At 68.8% G+C, this 21,168-nt stretch carries 18 protein-coding genes and 5 pseudogenes; 8 read left to right on the top strand and 15 right to left on the bottom strand.

The genetic code is table 11. The features are described 5' to 3' along the window. A partial coding sequence (locus AB0946_RS38995) for a winged helix-turn-helix domain-containing protein (protein WP_366765472.1) occupies positions 1 to 723 on the bottom strand: 723 nt, incomplete at its 3' end. Between the two features lie 339 nt (positions 724 to 1,062). Between AB0946_RS38995 and AB0946_RS38990 the strand changes: the two are divergent. Further along, positions 1,063 to 2,400 (top strand): annotated as a pseudogene (locus AB0946_RS38990) (DEAD/DEAH box helicase family protein); the annotation flags it as partial. 243 nt (positions 2,401 to 2,643) lie between these two features. Here the strand turns inward: AB0946_RS38990 and AB0946_RS38985 are convergent. After that, positions 2,644 to 3,249: a TetR/AcrR family transcriptional regulator gene (locus AB0946_RS38985; protein WP_366765475.1), complete on the bottom strand. Its 606-nt coding sequence runs from the start codon at positions 3,247 to 3,249 to the stop codon at positions 2,644 to 2,646. A gap of 279 nt (positions 3,250 to 3,528) precedes the next feature. Between AB0946_RS38985 and AB0946_RS38980 the strand changes: the two genes are divergently transcribed. Then, positions 3,529 to 3,981: a patatin-like phospholipase family protein gene (locus AB0946_RS38980; protein WP_366765471.1), complete on the top strand. Its 453-nt coding sequence runs from the start codon at positions 3,529 to 3,531 to the stop codon at positions 3,979 to 3,981. Positions 3,982 to 4,007: 26 nt separating this feature from the next. Here AB0946_RS38980 and AB0946_RS38975 read toward each other — a convergent pair whose 3' ends face one another. Then, the gene (locus tag AB0946_RS38975; RefSeq protein WP_366765470.1) at positions 4,008 to 5,417 is read right to left on the bottom strand and encodes an MFS transporter; all 1,410 of its coding nucleotides are present in this window, start codon (positions 5,415 to 5,417) and stop codon (positions 4,008 to 4,010) included. A gap of 162 nt (positions 5,418 to 5,579) precedes the next feature. Between AB0946_RS38975 and AB0946_RS38970 the strand changes: the two are divergent. Both AB0946_RS38970 and AB0946_RS38965 read left to right on the top strand, forming a co-directional pair. Next, positions 5,580 to 5,772: pseudogene (locus tag AB0946_RS38970) on the top strand (transcriptional regulator); the annotation flags it as partial. A gap of 63 nt (positions 5,773 to 5,835) precedes the next feature. Further along, the gene (locus AB0946_RS38965; protein ID WP_366765468.1) at positions 5,836 to 5,976 is read left to right on the top strand and encodes a hypothetical protein; all 141 of its coding nucleotides are present in this window, start codon (positions 5,836 to 5,838) and stop codon (positions 5,974 to 5,976) included. A gap of 66 nt (positions 5,977 to 6,042) precedes the next feature. Here AB0946_RS38965 and AB0946_RS38960 read toward each other — a convergent pair whose 3' ends face one another. The 4 genes from AB0946_RS38960 to AB0946_RS38945 all read right to left on the bottom strand — a co-directional run bounded on the left by AB0946_RS38960 (position 6,043) and on the right by AB0946_RS38945 (position 9,905). Then, positions 6,043 to 6,930: an NmrA family NAD(P)-binding protein gene (locus AB0946_RS38960; protein ID WP_366765467.1), complete on the bottom strand. Its 888-nt coding sequence runs from the start codon at positions 6,928 to 6,930 to the stop codon at positions 6,043 to 6,045. After that, entirely contained in the window at positions 6,927 to 7,895 is a 969-nt protein-coding gene (locus AB0946_RS38955) for an NmrA family NAD(P)-binding protein (protein WP_366765466.1), read from the bottom strand. The genes AB0946_RS38960 and AB0946_RS38955 overlap by 4 nt, the downstream gene beginning before the upstream one ends. Positions 7,896 to 8,417: 522 nt before the next feature. Further along, positions 8,418 to 8,945 carry a helix-turn-helix domain-containing protein gene (locus AB0946_RS38950; RefSeq protein WP_366765465.1) on the bottom strand — a complete coding sequence of 176 codons (528 nt, stop codon included), beginning with the start codon at positions 8,943 to 8,945 and terminating at the stop codon, positions 8,418 to 8,420. Positions 8,946 to 9,392: 447 nt separating this feature from the next. Beyond that, positions 9,393 to 9,905, bottom strand: a complete 513-nt coding sequence (locus AB0946_RS38945) for a CGNR zinc finger domain-containing protein (protein WP_366765464.1) — start codon at positions 9,903 to 9,905, stop codon at positions 9,393 to 9,395. Between the two features lie 198 nt (positions 9,906 to 10,103). On the opposite strand from AB0946_RS38945, the gene AB0946_RS38940 reads away from it, so the two are divergent. Then, the gene (locus tag AB0946_RS38940; protein ID WP_366765463.1) at positions 10,104 to 10,835 is read left to right on the top strand and encodes a GNAT family N-acetyltransferase; all 732 of its coding nucleotides are present in this window, start codon (positions 10,104 to 10,106) and stop codon (positions 10,833 to 10,835) included. 285 nt (positions 10,836 to 11,120) lie between these two features. Beyond that, positions 11,121 to 11,663: a hypothetical protein gene (locus AB0946_RS38935; protein ID WP_366765462.1), complete on the top strand. Its 543-nt coding sequence runs from the start codon at positions 11,121 to 11,123 to the stop codon at positions 11,661 to 11,663. A 580-nt stretch (positions 11,664 to 12,243) separates the two neighbouring features. On the opposite strand, the gene AB0946_RS38930 is transcribed toward AB0946_RS38935, so the two are convergent. The 6 genes and pseudogenes from AB0946_RS38930 to AB0946_RS38905 form a co-directional block, all read right to left on the bottom strand. Further along, a complete protein-coding gene (locus AB0946_RS38930; RefSeq protein ID WP_366765461.1) occupies positions 12,244 to 13,014 on the bottom strand; it encodes an SDR family NAD(P)-dependent oxidoreductase in 771 nt (256 codons plus the stop codon). Positions 13,015 to 13,998: 984 nt separating this feature from the next. Further along, a pseudogene (locus tag AB0946_RS38925) lies at positions 13,999 to 14,173 on the bottom strand (IS701 family transposase); the annotation flags it as partial. Positions 14,174 to 14,447: 274 nt separating this feature from the next. Continuing rightward, a complete protein-coding gene (locus AB0946_RS38920) occupies positions 14,448 to 15,854 on the bottom strand; it encodes an amidase (RefSeq protein WP_366765460.1) in 1,407 nt (468 codons plus the stop codon). 174 nt (positions 15,855 to 16,028) lie between these two features. Then, positions 16,029 to 16,358 (bottom strand): hypothetical protein, encoded by a 330-nt coding sequence (locus AB0946_RS38915; RefSeq protein ID WP_366765459.1) that lies wholly within the window; start codon positions 16,356 to 16,358, stop codon positions 16,029 to 16,031. 315 nt (positions 16,359 to 16,673) lie between these two features. Beyond that, on the bottom strand, positions 16,674 to 17,387 hold the full coding sequence (locus AB0946_RS38910) for an alpha/beta hydrolase (protein WP_366765458.1): 714 nt from the start codon (positions 17,385 to 17,387) through the stop codon (positions 16,674 to 16,676). Positions 17,388 to 17,994: 607 nt separating this feature from the next. Further along, positions 17,995 to 18,414, bottom strand: a pseudogene (locus tag AB0946_RS38905) (hypothetical protein); the annotation flags it as partial. A 275-nt stretch (positions 18,415 to 18,689) separates the two neighbouring features. Between AB0946_RS38905 and AB0946_RS38900 the strand changes: the two are divergent. Both AB0946_RS38900 and AB0946_RS38895 read left to right on the top strand, forming a co-directional pair. Then, positions 18,690 to 18,827, top strand: a pseudogene (locus AB0946_RS38900) (ATP-dependent DNA ligase); the annotation flags it as partial. A gap of 74 nt (positions 18,828 to 18,901) precedes the next feature. Beyond that, on the top strand, positions 18,902 to 19,285 hold the full coding sequence (locus AB0946_RS38895) for a hypothetical protein (protein ID WP_366765457.1): 384 nt from the start codon (positions 18,902 to 18,904) through the stop codon (positions 19,283 to 19,285). A 400-nt stretch (positions 19,286 to 19,685) separates the two neighbouring features. Here AB0946_RS38895 and AB0946_RS38890 read toward each other — a convergent pair whose 3' ends face one another. After that, complete coding sequence (locus AB0946_RS38890) at positions 19,686 to 20,126, bottom strand: nitroreductase family deazaflavin-dependent oxidoreductase (RefSeq protein ID WP_366765456.1); 441 nt, start codon at positions 20,124 to 20,126, stop codon at positions 19,686 to 19,688. Positions 20,127 to 20,280: 154 nt separating this feature from the next. Next, positions 20,281 to 21,060, bottom strand: a complete 780-nt coding sequence (locus tag AB0946_RS38885; protein WP_366765455.1) for a glucose 1-dehydrogenase — start codon at positions 21,058 to 21,060, stop codon at positions 20,281 to 20,283. Between the last annotated feature and the right edge of the window lie 108 nt (positions 21,061 to 21,168).

The following is a 21,168-nucleotide window of genomic DNA, read 5'->3' as shown; positions in this document are numbered from 1 at the left end:
GACAGGGACTCGCCGGTGTTCGGGCCGGTGGCGTACGAGCTGAAGCTGTCGGAGGCGATCCGGCGGGGCATCGTGGCGCCGTATCAGGTGCTGTGTGCCGGGGAGGTTGATGCTTGCGTTGGCCGATGTTCTTGCCGTGGGCGGTGTGGCCGCGCTCGCGCCGGGTTGGCTTGAAGCAAGGCTGCCCCGAAGGGGGGTGAGGGTGTGAAGCACGGTGTTGCCCTGGCGGGTTGAGGTGGTCAAACCCGCCTCGCGCAGCGCGGTGGCGTGCTGGCTGGCTGTCGGTGGCGCGACGCCGGTGCGCCGGGCCAGCTCTCCAGTGGTGCAGCCGTCCTCGATCAGGCGCAGGCAAGCGGCCCGGGTAGGGCCGAGAAGGCTCGACAGGGCCTTGGGGTGGTCTTTGGTGCCCTCCAGGCTCCACCAACCCTGTGTCCGGGGCAGCGGGTATACCAACACCGGTGGCAGGCTTGGGTCGATGAGTGTAATCGGGACACGCCAGCAGAACACCGAGGGCACCAGCACGAGGCCCCGCCCGTCCAGATGGATGTCGTGCTCGACGGGATAGTTCACTTGCAATACCGGCGGCCTCCACCGCATCGCCGGCCCCAGGCCGGCCAGCAGTCCTTCGCTTCCGGAATCGAGCAGGGTACGGGCCTGCACGGCCCGTTCGGCATCGACGAGTGCCTGCATCCGTGCGGATTCAGCCTGGAAGGTGATCGCCACTGACGTACTGGACGGAACAAGGTTCCGTGTCGATATCTACAACTACAACGACTTCGATCTGTATTTCGGTGGACAGGTAGCTTTCTAACCTCCATCTTTCATGAAGGGCCGTCAGATTGCTGACGGCCCTTTTCCGCTCGTCCAGCTCTGGCACGGGCACGGGCACGGAGCCAGAGGCGAGGATCCGCAGGTGCCGTATGACAGGCGGTGAGGCGTCGGTTTCCTAATCGTCGATCACGGTCGTGTGGTGGGGAACGCGTCTCGTGCAGCAATCGTCAGCAACCCGGCCCCCACTCTCACGCAAGCCTCACCGGCCCCGCGCACAGAGGAGCGGCTCGGATGATCCACCTCCGCGAGCACCAAGTCACCGCGGTCGCCGCGATCCGCGCCTGGGCCGGCCACCCCGAGCGCACCCCCGTTTCCCCCCGGGGCGCACGCGGCACCCTCGTCTCGGCGACCGGGTCGGGCAAGACCATCACCGCCGCCTGGGCAGCGCGCGACTGCTTCCCCGACAGCCGAATCCTCGTCACGGTCCCGACGCTGGACCTGCTGGTGCAGACGGCCCAGGTGTGGCGTCTGGTGGGTCATCAGGCGCCGATGGTCGCGGTGTGTTCGCTGGAGAACGACCCGGTGTTGAAGGAGTTGGGCGTGCGGACTACTACCAACCCGATCCAGCTCGCCCTGCGGGCCGGTCCGGGCCGGTGGTCGTGTTCGCCACGTATGCCTCTCTGGTGGACCGCGAGGACATCGACGCACCCGAGGGCCAGCGGAAGGTTCGCGGGCCGCTGGAGGCCGCTCTGGCGGGTGGAGAGCGGCTCTACGGCCAGCGCATGGCGGGCTTCGACCTCGCGATCGTGGATGAGGCGCACGGAACCGCCGGTGATCTTGGTCGTCCGTGGGCGGCGATCCGCGACAACCAGCGGATCCCGGCGGACTTCCGGCTCTACCTGACCGCGACCCCACGCATCCTCGCCGCGGCCCGCCCACAGAAGGGCGCGGAGGGCCAGGAGGCGGAGATCGCGACCATGGCCGACGACCCGGAGGGCACCTACGGTGCGTGGATCGCCGAACTCGGGCTCTCGGAGGCGATCGAACGCGAGATCCTCGCCGGGTTCGAGATCGACGTCCTGGAGATCCGCGACCCCTCCCCCGTCCTCGGAGAGTCCGAGGAAGCCCGGCGCGGCCGGCGTCTGGCGCTCCTGCAGACCGCGCTCCTGGAGCACGCGGCGAAGTGGAACCTCAAGACCGTCATGACGTTCCACCAGAAGGTCGAGGAAGCCGCCGCCTTCGCGGAAAAGCTGCCGGAGACCGCTGCCGAGCTGTACGTCAACGACGCCACCGACGACGACCTGGCCGCCGCCGACAAGCTGCCGAAGTCCTCCATCGACGCGGAGTTCTACGAACTCGACGCCGGCCGCCACGTACCCCCGGGACCGGGTGTGGTCGGCGTGGCTGTGCGGCGACCACCTCGTCACCGAGCGGCGCGAGGTCCTGCGCCAGTTCGCCAACGGCATCGACGCCGCCGGGCGCCGGGTCCATCGCGCCTTCCTCGCAAGCGTTCGCGTACTCGGGGAGGGCGTGGACATCACCGGCGAGCGGGGAGTCGAGGCCGTGTGCTTCGCGGACACCCGCGGCTCCCAGGTCGAGATCATGCAGAACATCGGCCGCGCGCTCAGGAAGGCGAGCCATGGCGGGAACCCCTTTTTCCACTGGCGCGCGGCCCGTCGCGGGAAGCCAGCGACGAGAGAGGTCACAGATCGGCGGCAGCGATCATCATCACATACTATACATGTACTCATACATATCACCGGCCGTCACCGCCACGCCACTCCGAACCAGTACGTCGCTGTGGGCCGGGCCGCGGCGCTGCGCGGGGGCCCGGCCCACAGCGACGACCGGCCGGGCGGTGGCGCACGGGCCTCAGGTGCGAGTGCGGCTGACGTCCCGCAACGGCACCCGCGCGGCGTGGCCGACCAGTACGGCCCGCACGGAATCGAACGGAGTGGGGCTGCGCAGGGCGCGAGAGGTGATCATCGCTCCCTCGACGCCCGCGAGCACGGCGTCGGCGAGCGCCCTGGCCGCGGCGCGCTCCACGCCGAAGGCGACGAAGTGGAAGGCCAGTCTGTCGGTCATCTCGGAGAAGGCCCGGCGGCCGGTTTCGGCGATCTCGGCCGACTGCTGGGTGGCGCCCTCAGTGATCAGTGGGGCGACGCCGCAGCCTCGCCCGTAGTCGCTGGCGATCATGCCGTCGCGAGCCAGATCGACGTAGAGCTCGATCAGCCGGACTGCGGACGTAGCCTGGCCGGCGGCCCGATCGATGATCTCGACCTGCTCGAACGCGTGGGCTTCGGCAGCCTCGATGGCCAACTGCGTCTTGCCGCCGGGGAAGTGGAAGTAGACCGAACCGCGGGACGTACCGCTGAGATGGAGTACGTCGGAAAAGGCTGTCGCGTTGTAGCCGCGCTGCCGCATCAGCTGCGTTGCGGCCTGCACCATCTTCTCCTTCGCGTCCGTTCGCTTTCCCATCCTGCACCCTCTCCGCGTGAACATGTATGGTGACCTTCATAGTATCCTGATGGTGGCGCTGGACGAAGAGCAGCACCGTCCGGTTCGACGACGAACTTTTCATGCCCTGCGCCGAGTCTCACCGATCCGCGGCGATCCTGGCGCAAGCCCCGGTGTCCGCGGAGTCGGATCCGTCTGCACGCAGGGACGATCAAGTGACAAAGGATTGCGGAGTGACATCGCCCGTTCTCGTCCTGGGCGAGGGCTCTGCCCGAGGGGGCCTGGCCGCAGCAGCTCAAGGTGACAGTGGTGGATGCCCGCACCGGACTCGTTTCCGTCTGGTCGGCCCAGGACGCCATTCCGTTGGCTGTCGCCGTCTCCTCCTCCACCGCGGCCCCGGGCTTGGCACCGCCGGTCGAGATCGCCGGTTCGGTCTGGGTCGACGGTGGCGTGCGCTCCACCACCAACGCCGACCTGCTCGTGGAAAGCGGCAACGGCTCTGCGCAAGGAGCCTCGTGCACTCCCGGGGCGGGCAGCGTACTCATAGTGGCGCCCAGGCCCACCCCTGACCTGGCACGCGAGGAGAAACTCCTCGCCGAGCGCGGGCACCGTGTGCGAGTGGTCACCGCGAGGCCCTTCTACAAGACACCCGCCGACCTACTCGATCCTCGCGTCATCGACATCGCGGCGGCCACCGGCTCACGTCAGGCAGGCGACCTTGCCGCGCAGCTCGTCACCTGGTGGGATGACTGATCGCGCCCACCCCCTCAGGCAGCGGGTCAGGTTCCCGTCGGCGCGTCTGCCCGGCGGCCCCGCAGCGTCAGGACCAGTGCGGCCCCCAGCAGGGTCGCCACCGCCATCACGACTATCGCCCGGTCCGCTCCGTGGGCGATGGTGCCCGCCGAGCTGACCAGTGCCAACATCAGTGCGACGCCGGCGGACGAACCGATGTAGCGGGCCGTGTTGTTCGCTCCTGAGCCCATCGCGGCGCGCTGCGGCGGCACCGACTCCACGGACAGCCGGGGCAGTGCTGCGTTCAGCAGGCCGCTGCCGAGGCCCGCGACGAACACGCCCGGCAGCAGCCGCGCCTCGGAGGAGGCGCCCAGCATGCTGAGGATGCCAGCGGCGTGCAGGACGAAGCCGCCCGCCATCTGGTGGCGTACGGCGAACCGCGCGTTCAGTCGCTTGGCCTGGTAGGCGACCACCGCGGCGGTCCCGGCCCACAGCACGAGGATCCAGGCCGTCTGGAACACCGACAGGTGCAGCGCCCTCTCCGCGACGACGGGCAGGTAGCTGAAGAACCCGATCACCGCGAGCCCTGTGAGCAGCGCGCCCAGCACGGATGACCGGAACGGCGCGTGCCTGAGCAGCCCCAGGTCGACCAGCGGGGCCGCGGTACGCCGCTCGATCAGGGCGAAGGCCGCCAGCAGGACGAGGGTCGCCACCAGCAGGAGCAGTACGGGGACGGCCAGCCAGCCGTTGCGGCCCAGCGTCAGTGCGGTCAGCAGCGCGGTGAACGCGAGCCCCAGGGCCGCCGCGCCCGGCAGGTCCGGACAGGCGCGGTGCGCGGCACGCGACTCGGACAGGACACGGGAGGCGTAACAGCCGGCGACGAGCGAGGATACCCCGAGCACCAGGTAGAGAGGACGCCAGCCGAGACCGTTCAGCGCGGCGGCGAGCAGCGGTCCGAGAGCGATGCCACCGCTGACGGCGGCGCCCCAGGCGCCGGTGGCCCTGAGCCGGGCGGGGCCGGCGGGGAAGGCGTGGGCGATGAGTCCGAGGCTGGCGGCCAGCACGGCAGCGCTCGCCGCCCCCTGTGCGACGCGCGTGAGCGTGAAGAGAAGGGTGCTGTTCGCGAGGGCGCTGAGGGCGGTGGTGACTGCGAGCCCCACCGTGCCGATCAGGAACACGCGCCGTCTGCCGAAGTCGTCCGCGAGACCTCCGGCCACGAGCAGCAGCGCCGCAAGCCCGAGCGGGGTGCCGTTGAGCAGCCAGGCCTGCGCGGACAGCGGGGTGTGGAAGATCGTGGATAGGGAGGGCGCGGTCAGCAGCGGGGCCGTGTAGTTCATGAGCGCGACGAAGGTGGCGAGCAGCGTGGCGACGAGGGTGCCGCGCGCACTCGATGCGGCCCCGGGGTGGTCGGCCTTCTGACCCTGAGGCGGTGACGCACCGTCCGCGCCCGGGCTCACGTCTCCGGCGTCTTGGGCGGAGTGTCGGGCCGATGCGGCGGCTGACTCGAACGGTGAGGACATGGCCCTGCCTCCGTTGCAAAGTCCGGTGACGGAACCTGTATGCGCGACTGTAGCAGGCTGGGTTCAATGGACGAACTCATAGGGAAGTGGACTGCGCCCATGCCTCCCGGCCAGGACTGCGCGCAGCAGCAGTGCTCCATCGCCCGCGCGCTGAAGGTGGTCAGCGCGCCGGACGCTGCTCGTCGTGCGGGACGCCTTCTACGGCGTCCGGCGCTACGAGGCCTTCCTGGTCCACCTCGGCATCCTCCGGGCCGTACTGGCTGCCCGGCTCCAGACGCTGGAGCAGGCAGGCGGCGCCTTCGACGCGTCGTCGACGACGTGCCCGAGGACTTGACGGGGGCATCCGGGGCTGACCGTGCGGTTCGGCACCAGCGGCGACGGCATGCAGATCGGTGTGCAGTTGGCGGCCAACGTGCACGCGGAGTCGACGATCCTGTACCTCGCCGCCCTGCTGGAGACGCTGAACCCGGTACGGGACCAGCACCCCACCCTCTGACACTGCGGCGAACCCCACGATGACGTGAGGGCCCCTTGCGCGGGGTACTGCGCGTGGCTTCGACGGTCAGCGGGAAGTCATGGCGTCCTTGTTCCGTCTGACGTACTCCTCGACACTCATCGGCTCGCTGCCCCCGATGTCCCGCACGACGTCGTTCGTGCCGGCGAAGACGCCGTTCTGGTAGTCGACGGTGACGTTCCGCAGGTGCTGGATGGTGTGCGTGTGCCAGCCGCGGGCCTCCAGGGCGCGGGCGAAGGTGTCGAAGTCGACGGGTTCGTAGCGCACGGGCCGTCCCAGGGCGCGGGAGACGGCTGCGGCGATCTCGTGGTGGTCGAGCTCGGTCGGGCCGTGGAGGGGGTAGGTCCGGCCGGCGTGCGGCGCCGGATCGGCGAGGAGGGACGCGATCACGCGCCCCTGGTCCTCCGCGGCGATCGGAGCGTGCCGCCCGTTGCCCATGGGGAGGCGGAGCAGTCCCTCAGGGCCGTCCCACTCGCCGAAGACGGTGAGCCATTCGGCGAAGAAGGTCGGCCGCAGGTGGGTTGCCGGCACGGGATAGTGGTCGAGCAGGCGTTCGGCGAGCCAGTGGTGGCGGGCGGCGTTGCTGGCCGCTTCCCGGCGGGCGGAGATCTGGGACATGTTGACGATGGCGCCGACGCCGTTGTCGGCCGCCGCCTGGGCGAAGACCGTCGTGGCCTCGATCAGCCCGGGACGGATGGGATAGGTGAAGTAGGCGCTCCGTACGCCGCGGGTGGCCGCGGTCACCGCGTCCAGGTCGAGCAGGTCGCCGGTGACGACCTCGGCACCCGTCGCCGCCAGGCGCTCGGCCCGCTCGTCGCGGCGGTGGACCAGGGCCCGCACGGGGAGGCCGGCCTCGGTGAGGAGGCGCACGGCGTGCCTTCCGGTCTGGCCGGTGGCTCCGGCAACGAGGATCGGCTGATCGGTGGTGGCGTTCATGTGCGGGCTCCTGCAGTCGGCTCGGTCTCGATGTCTCCGGTGAGGAAGGCGTGTCGCGCGGTCGGGAGGTAGTCGGCCAGCGTCAGCGGCTCGCGGCCCAGCAGTGCGCGCAGGGCGTCGGGGTCGGCGGGGCGGGTGGGTCCGTCTGCGGCCATGGCGGCGGCGACGGCGGAGATGTGCCCGGCCATGTCGGGGTTCACGACGCCCGCGCCGTCCCGTTCGGACAGCTGGACCAGCTCGCGCCGCCAGGTGTCCCGATCGACGGGCTCGTAGCGGACTGGCTTGCCGATCAATGCGCCGACCAGGGCGGCGACGGCGGTGTGGTCCAGCTGCTCGGCGCCGGGTGGGTAGCACACGGGTCCGTCGAACCGCTCGGGGTGCAGGAGCGCGGCCACCGCCAGCTCGCCCGCGTCGGACCCGTTGATCCAGGGCACCCGGCTGTCGCCGAAGCAGTTGCGGATCACGCCTCGCTCGGCCACCGAGGCCGCGTGGAGCAGGGGGATGTTCTCGTGGAAGGCGGCCGTGACGCGCAGCACGAGCACGTCGAGCCCGCCCCACATCAGGACCTGCTCGGCCAGCCACTGGTCCCTGCCCCGATCGCTGGGGTGGTCGGGCTGGGCCGGCCCCATGGACATCACGACCGTACGGACGCTCTGCCCGCTCTCGCGTACGGCGGCGGCGTAGTTCGCCGCTGCCGCGATGACACCGGCATCGATGGGATACGTGAAGTACGCCGACTCCACCCCCGCCAGCGCCTCCAGGAGGCTGCGGCGGTCGTGCAGGTCGCCGGCGACGACCTCGGCACCCCGGGCTTCCAGGGCCCGCGTGCGCGGGCCAGGCCGCCGCGCCAGGACGCGCACCCTTCGGCCTTCCTCCAGGAGGCGGTGCACCAGGTGCGGGCCCGTTCCACCGTGTCGGCCCGTCGCGCCCGTCACGAGGACGGGGCCGGATGGAGAGGGGTTCATGGGAGCTCCGACCTGTCGTAGGGGGAAGAACCGGCGGCGCCTACGCCGACGTGATGACGGTGAGTCAGTCCCCGTCGGGCACGGTGGCCCACGATCGGCCTGAAGAGCGCGGCAGTGGCCAGGCGATGGCGGCCCGGACCGGTGCCGCTCCGCACGCCTGACTATACTAGAAGTAAGTCAGGTCGTTACGGGAGTCCCACGTCGCTGAGTGCGGAGCACGTCATGCCGATCGTCTCCGCGCAAGCACATGGCGGCACGGTGGCCGCCGCCGCGGGGAGTCGGCGCCGTGTCGCGTTCGGCCGCCCTCCCTGCGGGCGCGCCACCCGGACCCGCTACCCCGGGTTCCGCGAGCGGTCTTGACGGCCTGGCCGCTCGCCCTCGTCCCGACGCTGTCGCTGTCGCTGTCGCTGTTCGGCAGCGTCTGCGATCATCTCGAGCGTCGGCCCGTCGTCCCGCCCTACCGAGGGCGCACGCGCGTCCCCGCAGAGGCGGCTGGCCGGGGCCAGAGGGGCGTCCTACCCGCTAACCCTCGACAGGAGGCGTCGCGTCCGCAGCGAGGCCGCCCGACACCTTGACGACGCGGACGACCGTGTCTGCGACCGGGACGTCATGGCCCGCCGCGCACCGCACGCGGGGCTCGATCTCCGCCCCGCACCCCGCGTGTGTCAGCTCCAGCTCTCCCGGCCGCTCGGCCGGCAACAGGGAGCCGAACCGGATAAGACTCACCAGCAGCGGGAACAGCTCACGCCCCTGCTCTGTGAGGACGTACTCGTGCCGGGTGCGCTGCCCCGGCTCCCGGTAAGGGACGCGCGTCAGCATGCCGGCCTCGACGAGCTGCCGCAGCCGCTTCGAGCCCACCGCGTCGGTCACGCCCGCCCGGCGCACCAGGTCGTCGAACCGGCGACCGCCGTAGAAGACCTCCCGCAGCAGCGTCATCGCCGACCGGGTGCCGATCAGATCCAGCGCCCGCTCCAGGGGGCACCATTGGGCAGCCGTCCACCGATCCCGGTCGGACAACGGCCCCGCCAGCTCCATCACATCGTCCGCCACCGGAGCCTCCCGATCTGGCCCTCGCCCCTACCTGACTATGTCAAGCATAGGTCAGGTGTGGGCGGACGCGGCCGGACGGACGCCCTCGCCGTCTGCCGGGCGTCAGCGCGCCGCCCGACGCCCAGTCGATTCGCGTTCCGGACCCCCGCCATGCCTGTCGATCTCAGGCGTTGCAAAGGCTGCGCAGGTGGGGCAGGTCTGCGCCGGCCAGCGCCGACTCCCTCGGCTCCGACCTGTTGCACCGGTGCGCGAACCGCTCATGCGGAGCGTCCAGTTCACCTGCCCACAACCTGACATCAGCAAGGTCCTCACCCACGACCACACCAACGGCCGACCTGGTCAGCCATCACGGCAAGCACCGTTGCAGTACGTCAGGTGTCTGGGCGGACGGCCCGCGCCGGAATCGGTGTTGGCGCCTCCGCCGACAGGCGGGTCGCCGTCGGGCGGCTATTGCGAGCCCTTCTTGCGCTGTCGGTAGGCGCGCATGGAAACCATGGAGGCGCAGCCGGGCCCATGGTAGAGGGCGGAGGCATTGCGGGAGCGATCGAGAAATCCTTCGTGGCAGACCTCGTTGCGACAGGCTTTGATCCGCTGCCACATCCCCGCTCGGTCCAGTTCGGCGACTGCGGCCAGGATGGCGCCGAAGGCGCCCCAGACGCCCTCACGGACGGGGACCAGGGTGGTGGCGAACCGGGTCGTGACAGCACGCAGGGGCGCGCCGTCGGCGATGCGTGCGATGCGTGCTTCGGCGCGTGCCACGCACTCCGGTGGTGCGGCCTCCTTCTGGGAGTGCGCAAGCAGCAGGGTCTGCAAGGCGTCGCGGAATTCTCGCGCTGTTGCGGCGTCGGCGTCGCTGACGGCGTCGTCGGGGTGCCCTACCGCCCTGAGCCACTGGCGCAGTGTGTGGGCATCTTCGAGTTGTTCACCGCGACCGCCGGCATGGGTGTTGACGAACGACAAGACGAGGTCTGCCGCCGGGTGCGTGGCCAGGGAGCGTGGTGTACCCGCCGCCGTCATGCCGTCCTCTCTCCGTATCGCGTTCGTGGCCGTGCGGCCACGCGGTGACAACCTACCGGATAAGTGCAACTGGGATTGAAGCACAACAGCGAGCCTCTTCATCGATTGACCGTTACTCGCGTCAGGGCTATGGTCGCAACCGTGATAGAAACCTGCAAAGACGATCCGGAAGGGATCGTGGCGGGCGCCCACGTACTGGACAACCCGATCTGGCACTCACTGAACGGCGCGCACCAATCCCTGGCACTGACGGACGGCCGTGCTGCGCGCTATCCGGCAGATGTGTCGCCGTTCATGACGCTGCCCGCGGATGCGACGGGTGCGGAGTGGGAGGCGCTGGGGCGGCTGGCGGGTCCGGATCCCGTGTTGATCATGGACGCACCGGACGGTGCACCGCCGTCGTGGACGCTCGTACGCCGCGTCCCCCTCTACCAGATGGTGGCCGACGAACCGGCCCTTGGGCGCAGGAAGGAGGAGGAACCGGCCTTCCCGATCGAGCCGCTCCACTCCGCCGACACCGGCGCCATGAGAGAACTCGCTGCAGCCACCAAGCCCGGTCCGTTCGAAGCACGCACCGCTCAGCTCGGCGTCTTCCTGGGTGCGCGCGACGGCGGGAAGCTGATCGCGATGGCCGGGGAACGGATGCGGCCGGACGGATGGACCGAGATCAGCGCGGTCTGCACCCATCCCGACTACCGCGGCCGCGGTCTGGCCCGTGCGCTGACGGAACGCATGATCGACGGCATCCTTGCCCGCGGCGAACGGCCCTTCCTGCACGTCCTCACCGCCAACGACAATGCCGTGCGCCTCTACAAGGCGATGGGCTTCACCATCCGGCGCACAGCGGCCAACAGTCTCTATCGGCCCGCCTGAGGGAGCATGCGGCACGCGGCGGCACCCCCGACCCGTGTACCGCCCCCCGCACCGTCGCCCCCGGCCGGTCGCAAGACACCTGCGCGGGTCGCCTCTCAGGTGTCGCCGTGGCAGTGTCCGGGACGCCGGCAGGCCTGTCCGTGGCACCGGCGCTGCTCCGCCGACACGGGCGGATGCAGCGGTGGTGCTTGCAGAGGCGGCACGTGGCGGAAGTCTGACTTGTATCGCACAAGTCAGACTGGCAGGTCTAGGCTGCCTTTGTAGACAAATCGGAAGGAGCGCGTCATGGTCCACAACGCTTCCACGACGCAACCCGCGACCCGCGCGCCGACCCGCTCCGTCACGCGGTTGGAGATCGCCGTCGAAGAGGATTACGAGCAGTTCCGAGCACGCTACGAGCGCGCCGTTCCGCCACTCGACTACCAGCGCACCTTCGACTTGATCGCTCGGCAAGCGCCGTGGAGCGACGTGATCGACCTCGCAGACGACAACGGTCCGCTGGGCTTCATGATCTACTGGAAGTTCGATGCCCAGCCGTTGTTCGGCCTGGCCGGCAACCGTGCCCGCTGCACCGAGTACCTGATGGGCAATCACACCATCGCCGAGCGCATGTACCGGCACGACGCGGGGGCCCTCCTCTACGCACCCTTGCGCACTACGATCCACGAGTCCCCCTCGGGGGAAACACTCTTCGCCATCGACCGGCCCAGCGACACGGTCGCCGCCCTTGGTCGATCCGAGATAACCGAAGTGGGACGGGAGTTGGACCGCAAGGCCGGAGCCCTTCTGCGTCATCTCGGTGCCCCGGTGCCTGATGAACTGACGTGAAGACCGGTTACCGCCGTACCCCTTTCGACTGCGGCGCCTCTGCACGCCCTGGCGAACCCGCCGCCTGGCCGCCGCCTCGCCGTCGACCGTCGTCCCGATGCGGGCCCCGTCTCTGAACGGCACAGACCGCCCGGCGCCGCAGGCGGGGAAGGACACGATGTCGACTGCCATCGCGCTGACGGGTTGTGAGCCGACCGGCCGAGATCGAGACAGCGGCCGATAAGCGCGGCCGTGCCGGGCCGGGCACGGCAAGCAGCCGAATGTGTCGAGCCGGCCACGTGCGGATCGGCCGGCGTTGCGGGTGTGGCCGCATGGCCGTCACGGTGGGCGCCGGCCATCGCCCGGCAGGACCGAACCGACGGCTGCCTCTACCCGGATGCCCTCGCACGGAAGGCGCGACGTCGATCACGACCGCAGGCATCAGTGGCCGCGGCCCGGCACAGTGGCCGCCCCGCCTCGGCTTGCCGAGGCTGGGCTGGTCTCGCCCCTACAGCGAAGCGCCGTCGGCGCTTCGGCGTCGACTGGGCTTTGTCGGGTCCGCGGCGTGCCGCTTGAGCGCGGCTGACGCATCGAGGAGCGGCTACCAGTCGAGGTGTGCGGCGAGGAAGGGTGTGTGGTCGGGTGCGGCCTTGCGTGCGCTCAAGATGGTCTTCGCGCTTTCGCCGACGGGGATGCGGAAGGGGGCCTTGTCGCCTTCGGCGATCGTTGCTGTCACGACGTCAGCGACCTCTTGGACTGAGACGGGTGCCGCGCGAAACGGGCCGAGTCTGTCCAGCAGCGGACGGTAGGGGTTGCTGTCGTCGAGGTGGACCTGAGCTCGCTCGGCACCCCCTGAGCTCACCGCGGGCGGCTCCACGACGTGGACGGACACGCCGAAGCGACCAGCCTCGATGGCGAGGACCTCGGCGATAGCTTCGAGGGCGTGCTTGGTCGCGCTGTAGGCGCCGATCAACGGGATCACGAGACGGCCCTGAATGCTGGACATGAAGATCAGCTGCCCTGTCCCGCGCTGGCGCATCTGCGGCAGGACCCCCTGTGCGACGCGCAGAGCACCGAAGGTATTGAGCTCGAAGAGGTCGCTCAGCACGGCGAGCGGGATCGTCTCGATCGGCGCCCGCACGGTCGCTCCGGCATTGCTGAGCAGCACATCGACGTGGCCGGCCTCGGCCAGCGCCCGGTCGACCGAAGCCTGGTCGGTGACGTCGAGGGCCAACTTCTGCGTTACCGGCAGGTCTTCGAGCATGGATACGTCGCGGGCCGTGGCGATGACCTCGTGACCTTGTTCGTGCAGCGCTGACGCGGTGCCCTTCCCGATGCCCCGGGACGCCCCGGTGATGAGTACACGAGCCATGCGGGGAACCCCTTTTTCCACTGGCGCGCGGCCCGTACAGGGCAGCACGCAACGAAAGACATCGCCGATCGGCTATGGCTGCTGTTCAAGCGACGATCGATACTATGTAGGTAAGCATACATACATAGTATGCGGTTGTCAGGGTCGCGGAGATTCACCGGGCGGTCCGGAGGAAGGCTCGCGAGCACGGAGCCGGGGGCACGGCGGCCTGGCGATGCCTACGAGTTCAACTCCGCAGGAGGTCACTGAGCAGGCGCCGGCCGCGACGGCCTGACCGACGGGCCCGGGCCCGTCCGCTGAGGAGATCCTGTAGGCATGGATTCACCCAAGGAGACAGGGTCTGTGGGTGAGGTGAGAAGCGGCTGTCCAGGAGCAGCCGGAGAAGAGGTGTCGAGTGTTCTCCGCCAGCGTGCAGCCAGGCCGAGCCGAGTACGAAAACACCGAAGCGGGTCGTCGAGGGTGACCTTGCGGACTGGTCTCCCCGTGCCCTATGTCATTGACTCGGGCGAGTCCGAAATGGGTTCGAATGCGTCGACTTCGCTGGTAGCAGTCTCCCAATCGATCACGGGGAGCGTGGTAACGGAGTTCCACTGAATCCACCCGGAGTCGGTGACGTACTTCGCACCTTCTAGTAGTCATCCGCTTCAATCACCCAGAACGACCGATGGTCGCTCGTGATAAGCGGTCCGATCTTCAGGTCGACACTGTACTTGCTCTGCATGTCCCGGATGCTCTGAGTGACCTTTTGCCACTGCTCCTGACATACCTTGGATGAGGTCTGGCACAACTGAGGCGGGTGCCAGGTCGTTACATGAAAAGTGTCATTGTAACGATTTCTTCTGACTATTGCCTACAGGGGTACTCATTTAGGGTATAACTCAAGCGAGCCCGCCGCACGATCGCGTTTTCCAGCGCCATGACGACCAGTGCAGAACCTGGTCGACCGGGGTGGGACGGCGGTCGGTGTGTCGGGTGATCAATCGTCTATCTCGGCGAGGCTGTTGTGGATGAGCTGGGAGGATCCGTTTCTGCTCTGCCCGCATCCAGCTCTCGGACCGGCAGGACGGTCATGCAGGCGCGGGTGGCCATGAACCAGGGGTATGTGGCGGTGCCAGCCGGGATAGCGGCGGACCTGGTAGTCGTCCAGGGCGCGCTCCTGCGCCGGCCCCGCCTGATGGCAGCGTTCCCGCTCGTCCGTCCAAGACGTGGGCAGATGCAGCCGCCGGTCGATCAGCGTTGCGTCCACGGCCGGTCGCGGAGGCGAGGAACACCCCGGCGCGAACACACAGGAAGGTCCGAGCCCCCCGTACCGCGGCAGGTAAGGGGCACAAGGGCGGCTACTGGTGCCCGCCTCCACCGGCCTTTCAGCGGACTCCGAAGCACTACTGCGGTGGAGCTTCCTCGCGTAGTCGTGATTGTTTCGTCCTCGGCCGTCAAAGGGCGGGGTGCTGGTCGCGGACCGGGCTTAGTGTCTCCAGCAGCGAAGCGATGTGCAGGACCGTCGACTCGGCGTGCAGGTTGGCCACCACCTGCACGGCGATCGGCATGCCGTCGCTGCTCGTGCCGAACCGCATGGAGAGCGCCGGATGTCCCGTGTGATTGAACGGGACGGTCGTCGATGACACGTGGAAGGCGCCCATCGTCCGGCCGTCCAGGGTGAACTCGGTGAGCCCGTGCGCGTGCGCGGGGATCGTCGTCACCGGGAGCAGCAGCACGTCGTACTGCCGGAAGTACTCCGCGAAACCGTCCCGGAGCCGCTCGACGCCCTGTTCAGCCTCGACGTAGTCCTCCACGGACGTGTCAGGCAAGCCCTCCAGGAACTTCGAGTAACTGAACATCTGGTCCTCGTGGCGCGCAGTGACCTTCCGGAAGGCCGGCCTGACCTCCATCACCATTAGCTTGTTCCACAATTCGAGAGGGTTGTCCCGCTCGAGGGCCGGGATGCTCACGGCGTCGACCCGGGCCCCCGCCGTCTGCAAGGCGTCGGCGGCCGCGCGCACGGTTGCTGCGACCTCCGGGTCGGTCGGACCGAGTCCCGAGTCAACCAGCCAGCCCACACGCACCGGCCGGTCCGGTGAGCCGCCCAGCCCGGTGTCGAACTCGCGCGGGGCGGTGGAAAAGCCGTCCGCGCCGTCCGGACCAGCCAGCAAGGAATAGGCCAGTGCGAGATCTCGGACGCTGCGGGCCATGGGACCGGCGTGCCAGTTGCGACGCGGCTCCCGCGGCCAGATCCCTGTCATCGGGATGCGCCCGTGCGTCGGCTTGAAGGACACGACACCGGTGTCGGCCGCCGGCCCCCGCACCGAGATGGACAGGTCGCTCGCGAGTCCCAGCGGCGACATCCCGGCCGCGATGGCCGCGGACTCCCCGCCGCTCGAACCGCCGGGCGAGCGGTCAAGGTCCCAGGGATTGTTCGTCCTGCCCGTCAGGAGGTTGTCGGACTCGATCCAGAACGAGAATTCCGGGAGATTGGTCTTCGCCAGCAGAATCGCGCCGGCCTGTTTCATGCGTGCCACAGCGGTGGCATCGGTGTCCGGGACGCGCCCCGCGAAGATCGGCGAACCGCGCTGGGTGAGCACTCCGGCGGTGTCGAACGAATCCTTGACCGTAAACGGCACGCCGTGAAGCGGGCCCACTTCCCCACCTGCCGCGAGCTCCTCGTCCGCCGCCCTCGCGGCCTCCAGCGCGCCGTCGGCGAGCGTGACGATGGCGTTGATCCTCGGATTGGTGGCTTCGATGCGGTCGAGATGAGCCTGCACCACCTCGACGGAAGACACCTTCCTGGTACGGAGCAGCTCGGCGAGTCCGCTCGCGTCGGTGTAAATGAGCTCGGTAGTCATGGTGAATCCTTCTAGACCGGTCTACTCTTCCGGTCCACTAGTGAGCCTCGTTGAGCCCCCGGGCAGCGGGGATTCGTCAGATGTGCAAAGCCTGGCGGGTGACCACCATGGCGCGGTCGAGTTGACCGGAGCTGCCGCGTATTTACGCGATCATGCTCCCCGATCCACAGGTCTTTAGAGGGCCTCGGCAGTGGCGCGAGAACTGTCATCGACGGACACGGACCCGTCCGCCGCGCCGCGAACGATCATCCGCTCGATCCGGTCGGCTGTCTCCGCGCTTCCGGCCTTCGTCGCGACGCGCATGGCCTCCGACAGGTCGAAGATCTCCACATCCAGATTAACGACCGGGCAGCCGCCTTGGCAGTCGTCCGCTGCCTGCGTGTCGTAGAAGTACCGCCAGTACCGCATCAGGTGCTGCGCGGCACTCGCTCCCGTGTCGGCGACGGCGAGCAGTTTCCCTTCGCGCGCCAGGCCAGAGGTCGCCTCGAGCGCCAGTACGGGCACTCTGCCCGCTCCTGCGGTGAACCAAGCTTGTTCCTGCTCGTCGTAGTCACCGCTTTCCAAAAGCAAGTCGGCGTTAGTGATGGAACGTACGACCCCGTCAACCCGCAAAGGCATCGAACCCCCGCACCGAATGGGCCGTCACCGGTGGACCGTCGGGCGCACCATGGCCTGGCTCGCCGACGGTGCTTACCAACTCATACGGAGCGGGGCTGTGCACGGCGCGGGAGGTGATCATGGCTCCTCCATGCCCGCGACGACGGCCTCGGCAAGCACCCTCGTCGTCGTACAAGACCCTGCCGATGACGAAGGAGCTGTTCATTGCCGACCCGAGGTCTGTGTCAGCTTGCCCGTGAGCGCTTCCCGCAGGAGTGCCGCAGTTTCAGCGGGTCGGGAGTAGAACGGGGAATGCGATGTGTCAATTCTCCGCACGTTCCCGGAACGTGCAGCGAATTTTTCGCGCATGGGAACGGGAAGGCCTGCGTCCCTTTCGCCGATCACATAGGTGCTCGCGGTATCGTGCCAGGCCGCCCGAGTGAGGGGCTGCTGCATGGAGAGGAGTGATTGGGGCCCCAAAGCGCCCGCCGCTCTTTCTGCGTCTCGCCGGGACAGGTCGTTGTAGAAGACTTTCTCGGCGCCGATCATTTCCACGTACTGCTCCCTCTCGTGGACTCCCCAGTGGGGTGGGTAGATTCCGCCCCGATTGCCGAGCATGGACTCGCCAATGTCCAACAGGAAGGAATTCAAATAGACGATGTGCTTCACCGTACTGATTCCCGCGAGCCCTTCGCTGACGGGGACGCCCCCGTAGGAGTGTGCGCAGACGACAACCGGGCCGTCGACGGCCAGAGCCAGGTCTTTGACGGCCTGCGCGTCCTCGTACATGCTTCCCAGCTGATCGACGGGCACCGGAGCACTGGAAGGGAGCTGGATGGTGCGGATGTCGACGTCGGGAAGCTCTTCGATCAGAGCGTTCCACATCTCCTTGCGGTGGAAAGAGCCGTGAACGAGGACCAGGGCAGGCAATGTCATCGTCTTTCGTCCAGATCGTGTCGACGGACAGAGGTGATCCTGTGCCGCGGAAGAGGGCGGCGCGGGTCGCGGACATGACGCCTCCACGAGCGGCGTGCCGGGGAAGCGGTCAGCGTCGGGCTTGCGCCGGTGGTCCAGCGGGCGGCCCGATGCCGGGGTACGGGTGTGCCAGTGAGCCCGAAGGGTCACGCGCTGCGGCCGTGTCGGCGTTGGCCCGCGCACCGGCGAGGCGGTCCGGCGGGAACAGTCACGGGTCGTCGAGACGCGTTCCTGACCGCTGCTTCCTCCTCCCCGGGACGGCCATGCTCTTGGGGTCGAGCTCTACCTAGATAGTATGTAGCACACCATACATGTCACCTGGGGAGGATGCATGATCGGGAAGCGAACGGACGCCAAGCAGAACAGGCCGCCAAGCAACCGCTCCGGCAGCGCGGCTACAACGCGATGGCCTTCCCTTACCAGCCGTTCCCCGGCACCTGCCGCGCTGGATGCATCACCATCGCGCGGCATCGCTGCCACTGTGGCCGGGCGTGACGAGGTCGCGGTGGGGGCGTACCGCCTCCGGGACACAGCGGTTTCCGGGTCCTGCGACGCGGTTCTGAAGCGGTCATGAGGCCCGGCGCAGGGGCGCGACGGTGGCCGGCCCGATGGAGTCGGGTCCGAACTTCTTCCGGATGCGGTCCATGGCCTGCTCGGCGACGATCCGGGACTCCCGTGCGGCGTCGAGGCTGATCTGCTCGGCGACCTGGCCGGCGTCGATGAGGTCCTCGCCCCTCAGCACGATGCCGGTCAGGCGGGCGCGTTGCAGGTCGGCGGCGTCCATCAGCTGGTAGGCGAGCGTGCGCAGGTCGTCCTCGTGAGCGGAGGGCGCGGGCAGGCGGCGGGTCTTCTCCCACGTGGTGCCGCCCGCGAAGCGCAGGGTCAGATTGAGGGCGCGAGCGGCCTGGCCGCGGTGACGGAGCTGGAGGCCGAGCCGGACGACGAGGTCGAGCAGGGCCGTCCGGACGACGGCGCCGTCCAGGGTGTGGTGGGTGTCTGCGTCGGACGCGAAGGCGGCACCATCAGCGACCTGCGCTCCTACCAGCTCAACGACACCACCCACAGCCTCCGCAACAACGACACCCCCTGCGGCGCCTCCTGATCCCCGACAGGGGTTCATCCGCCTGCCGGCCGCCGGCCGACAGGCCCCTGGGCTCGATCCCTGGCCTGCGCCGGTGCAACCGCCTGATCCGCGGCTGGCCGCCGCCCCGGCACCGGAGTCTTCTCGCTGACTGCCGTGACTCCTGTGGAAGGCATCTCGCCATGCCGTGGTCCTTGCCCGAACCGATGCTGACCGTGGCCGTGGACAGCCCTGTGCTGCCCTCCGGGTGGGCAGCCGAGCCGAAGTGGGACGGGTTCCGGGCAGCCGTCTTGGTCGACGCGGGCAGGGTGGTATTGCGCTCCCGGCGTGGCACCGAGATGAGCGCGGCGTTTCCGGAGGTCGTGGCCGAAGCCGTGCAGCTACTGCGACTCCCTTGGACGGCGAACTCGTCGTCTGGGACGCCGCGGGCCGGCTCGCGTTCGAGCGGTTGCAGAACCGGCTGGCCCGGCGCGGGCACGACCGGGTGGCCCTACCGCGGCGCAGAACGGCGTCGGAATCCGTCTTCGCCGCCCAGCAGCTGTCGGCGCCGTGGGCGCTGCGCCCGTCGACCACCGACCTAGACATCGTGCGCGGGTGGCTGACGTGGGCGTCGGTCGGAATGGAGGGCGTGGTCGTCAAAAGGCTCACCGATGCTTACCAGCCGTCGGTGCGAGGCTGGCAGAAGTACAAGGTTCGCGAGACGAGTGCGGCGATCGGGCGCGGTCACCGGCTCCCTGACCGCCCTGCGGACGCTGCTGCTCGGCAGGCACGACCCTGAAGGCGGCCTTCAGTGCGTCGGCCGCACCACCACCCTCGCCCGGACGGCAGGCGCCGCAGTCGCCGGCCTACTCACTGCGGGGCGGTGCGGGCATCCATGGACAGGCTGGTCGTTCTCCGCCGGTTGGGGCAGCCAGGAGCGGCTGAGTGTCACGATGGTGGAACCCGAGTTTGTGGTGGAAGTCGGCGTCGACATCGCCGACGACGCCTCCAGCCGATGGCGGCACCCCACGCGCTGGCACCGTATCCGGTCCGATCTCTCCCACCGCCGACGTGCCCCACCTGACAGGTCCGCCGCACTGACGGCGGAGAAACAGAGACGGCCCACACCGGCGGTGGTGTCTGTCGTCCGCGTGGGGTACGCCTCGCGGTCGGCGGTCCTGCCGTTATCTGCCTGACGGTCAGCGCGTCACGGGTTCCAGAACGAGCACCGGGATCAGCCGATCCGTGCTCCGCTGGTATTCCGCATAGTCGGGGAAGGCTTCGACCGCCCGCTTCCACCACTCATCCCGCTCACGGCCCTCGGCCTCGTGAGCGAGGTACTCGCGCCGCCGGGGCCCGTCCTGAAGCTCCACTCGCGGGTGACTCATGACGTTGTGGTACCAGGCCGGATGCCGGGGCGCTCCGCCCATGGAGGCGACCAGGGCATAGCGCCCCGCGTTTTCCACCCGCATCACCGGGGTCTTGCGGATCTTCCCTGTCTTCTTGCCACGCATCGTCAAGACGACCACGGGTCGGCCGGCGATCGTATTCCCCTCGGCACCGTTACTGCTCTCGAAGAGCGCGACCTGGCTCCGGGCGATGTTCAAGGCACTCGGTTCGTACTCGTCGTTCAACGGCATGATCTCTTTCCCTCATCGGATAGGTGAAGGCCGTGGGCAGTTGGGGCTCCCCGTTCGCGCAGCCGCTGCCGCATTCGGGCCTCACGCCTGCGTGGCTCGGCGGGTCAGACCGTGACGGTTGGCGAGCCGCAGAAGCAGTACGCGGACCGCCCGATCACGGCACCGAGTATCCGCCGTCGATCGGCAGCGCCACGCCCGTGATGAAGCCCGCCTTCTCCGAGCAGAGCCAGACCACGGCGTCGGCGACCTCCTGCGCGCTGGCGATCCGGCCCATGGGGTGGGCCGCGATGATCGACTTCATGGGTTCCTCGTTCGGATCCATCGTCGCGATCATCGGTATGTCGACCAGACCGGGGCACAGCGCGTTGACCCGGATGCCCTGCGATGCGACCTCGAGCGCCGAACTCTTGGTCATGCCGATCTCCGCGGCCTTGGTGGCTGTGTATCCGGAGAATCCGGATACACCTACCAGGCCCGCGCCGGACGACATGTTCACCACCGAGCCGAAGCCCTGCGCCACCATCTGCCGGAGTTCGTGCTTCATCGACAGGAAGACGCCGCGGATGTTGACGGCGATCATATGGTCCAGCATCTCGGTCGAGTAGTCCGTGGTGAGCTGAAACTCTCCGTCATAACCCGCGTTGTTCACGGCGAAGTCCAGCCGTCCCGTGTCACCAACGGCCGCGTGGACCATGGCTTCCACCATGGACTCGTCGGACACATCGGCCACGATGTAGCGGGCGGAGCCACCGGCGGCCTCGACCAGGCGCACGGTCTCCTTAAGGTTCTCTTCGGTACGTCCCGAAACAGTGACGAGCGCACCCTCGGCGGCGAGCGCCAGAGTCGTCGCCCTCCCGATACCGGAGCCACCTCCGGTGACCAGGGCCGTCTTGCCCGCGAACTGCAGTGACATGGTTTTCCCTTCCAGCTCCATGGCCGGGTGTGGTGATGTACGTGTTTGAGTTGGTGATCGGGGTGCCCGGATCCTCGACGCCGACGTCCTGCCGTTCGTGGACGGGCCGTTTGGCGCGGGTGTGGGCAG

It is taken from the genome of Streptomyces sp. NPDC046870, from assembly GCF_040704595.1.
GTDB lineage: Bacteria > Actinomycetota > Actinomycetes > Streptomycetales > Streptomycetaceae > Streptomyces > Streptomyces argyrophylli.
The sequence above is the reverse complement of the archived record's forward strand: the minus strand, read 5'-3'. Positions and strand labels throughout refer to the sequence as shown.

Bases quoted from the DNA above. Each gene is read 5' to 3' on its own strand.
- AB0946_RS38920 (WP_366765460.1), bottom strand. From the start codon at position 15,854: ATGACTACCGAGCTCATTTACACCGACGCGAGCGGACTCGCCGAGCTG.
- AB0946_RS38960 (WP_366765467.1), bottom strand. From the start codon at position 6,930: ATGAACGCCACCACCGATCAGCCGATCCTCGTTGCCGGAGCCACCGGC.
- AB0946_RS38885 (WP_366765455.1), bottom strand. From the start codon at position 21,060: ATGGAGCTGGAAGGGAAAACCATGTCACTGCAGTTCGCGGGCAAGACG.
- AB0946_RS38890 (WP_366765456.1), bottom strand. From the start codon at position 20,126: ATGCCGTTGAACGACGAGTACGAACCGAGTGCCTTGAACATCGCCCGG.
- AB0946_RS38985 (WP_366765475.1), bottom strand. From the start codon at position 3,249: ATGGGAAAGCGAACGGACGCGAAGGAGAAGATGGTGCAGGCCGCAACG.
- AB0946_RS38910 (WP_366765458.1), bottom strand. From the start codon at position 17,387: ATGACATTGCCTGCCCTGGTCCTCGTTCACGGCTCTTTCCACCGCAAG.
- AB0946_RS38935 (WP_366765462.1), top strand. From the start codon at position 11,121: ATGGTCCACAACGCTTCCACGACGCAACCCGCGACCCGCGCGCCGACC.
- AB0946_RS38955 (WP_366765466.1), bottom strand. From the start codon at position 7,895: ATGAACCCCTCTCCATCCGGCCCCGTCCTCGTGACGGGCGCGACGGGC.
- AB0946_RS38930 (WP_366765461.1), bottom strand. From the start codon at position 13,014: ATGGCTCGTGTACTCATCACCGGGGCGTCCCGGGGCATCGGGAAGGGC.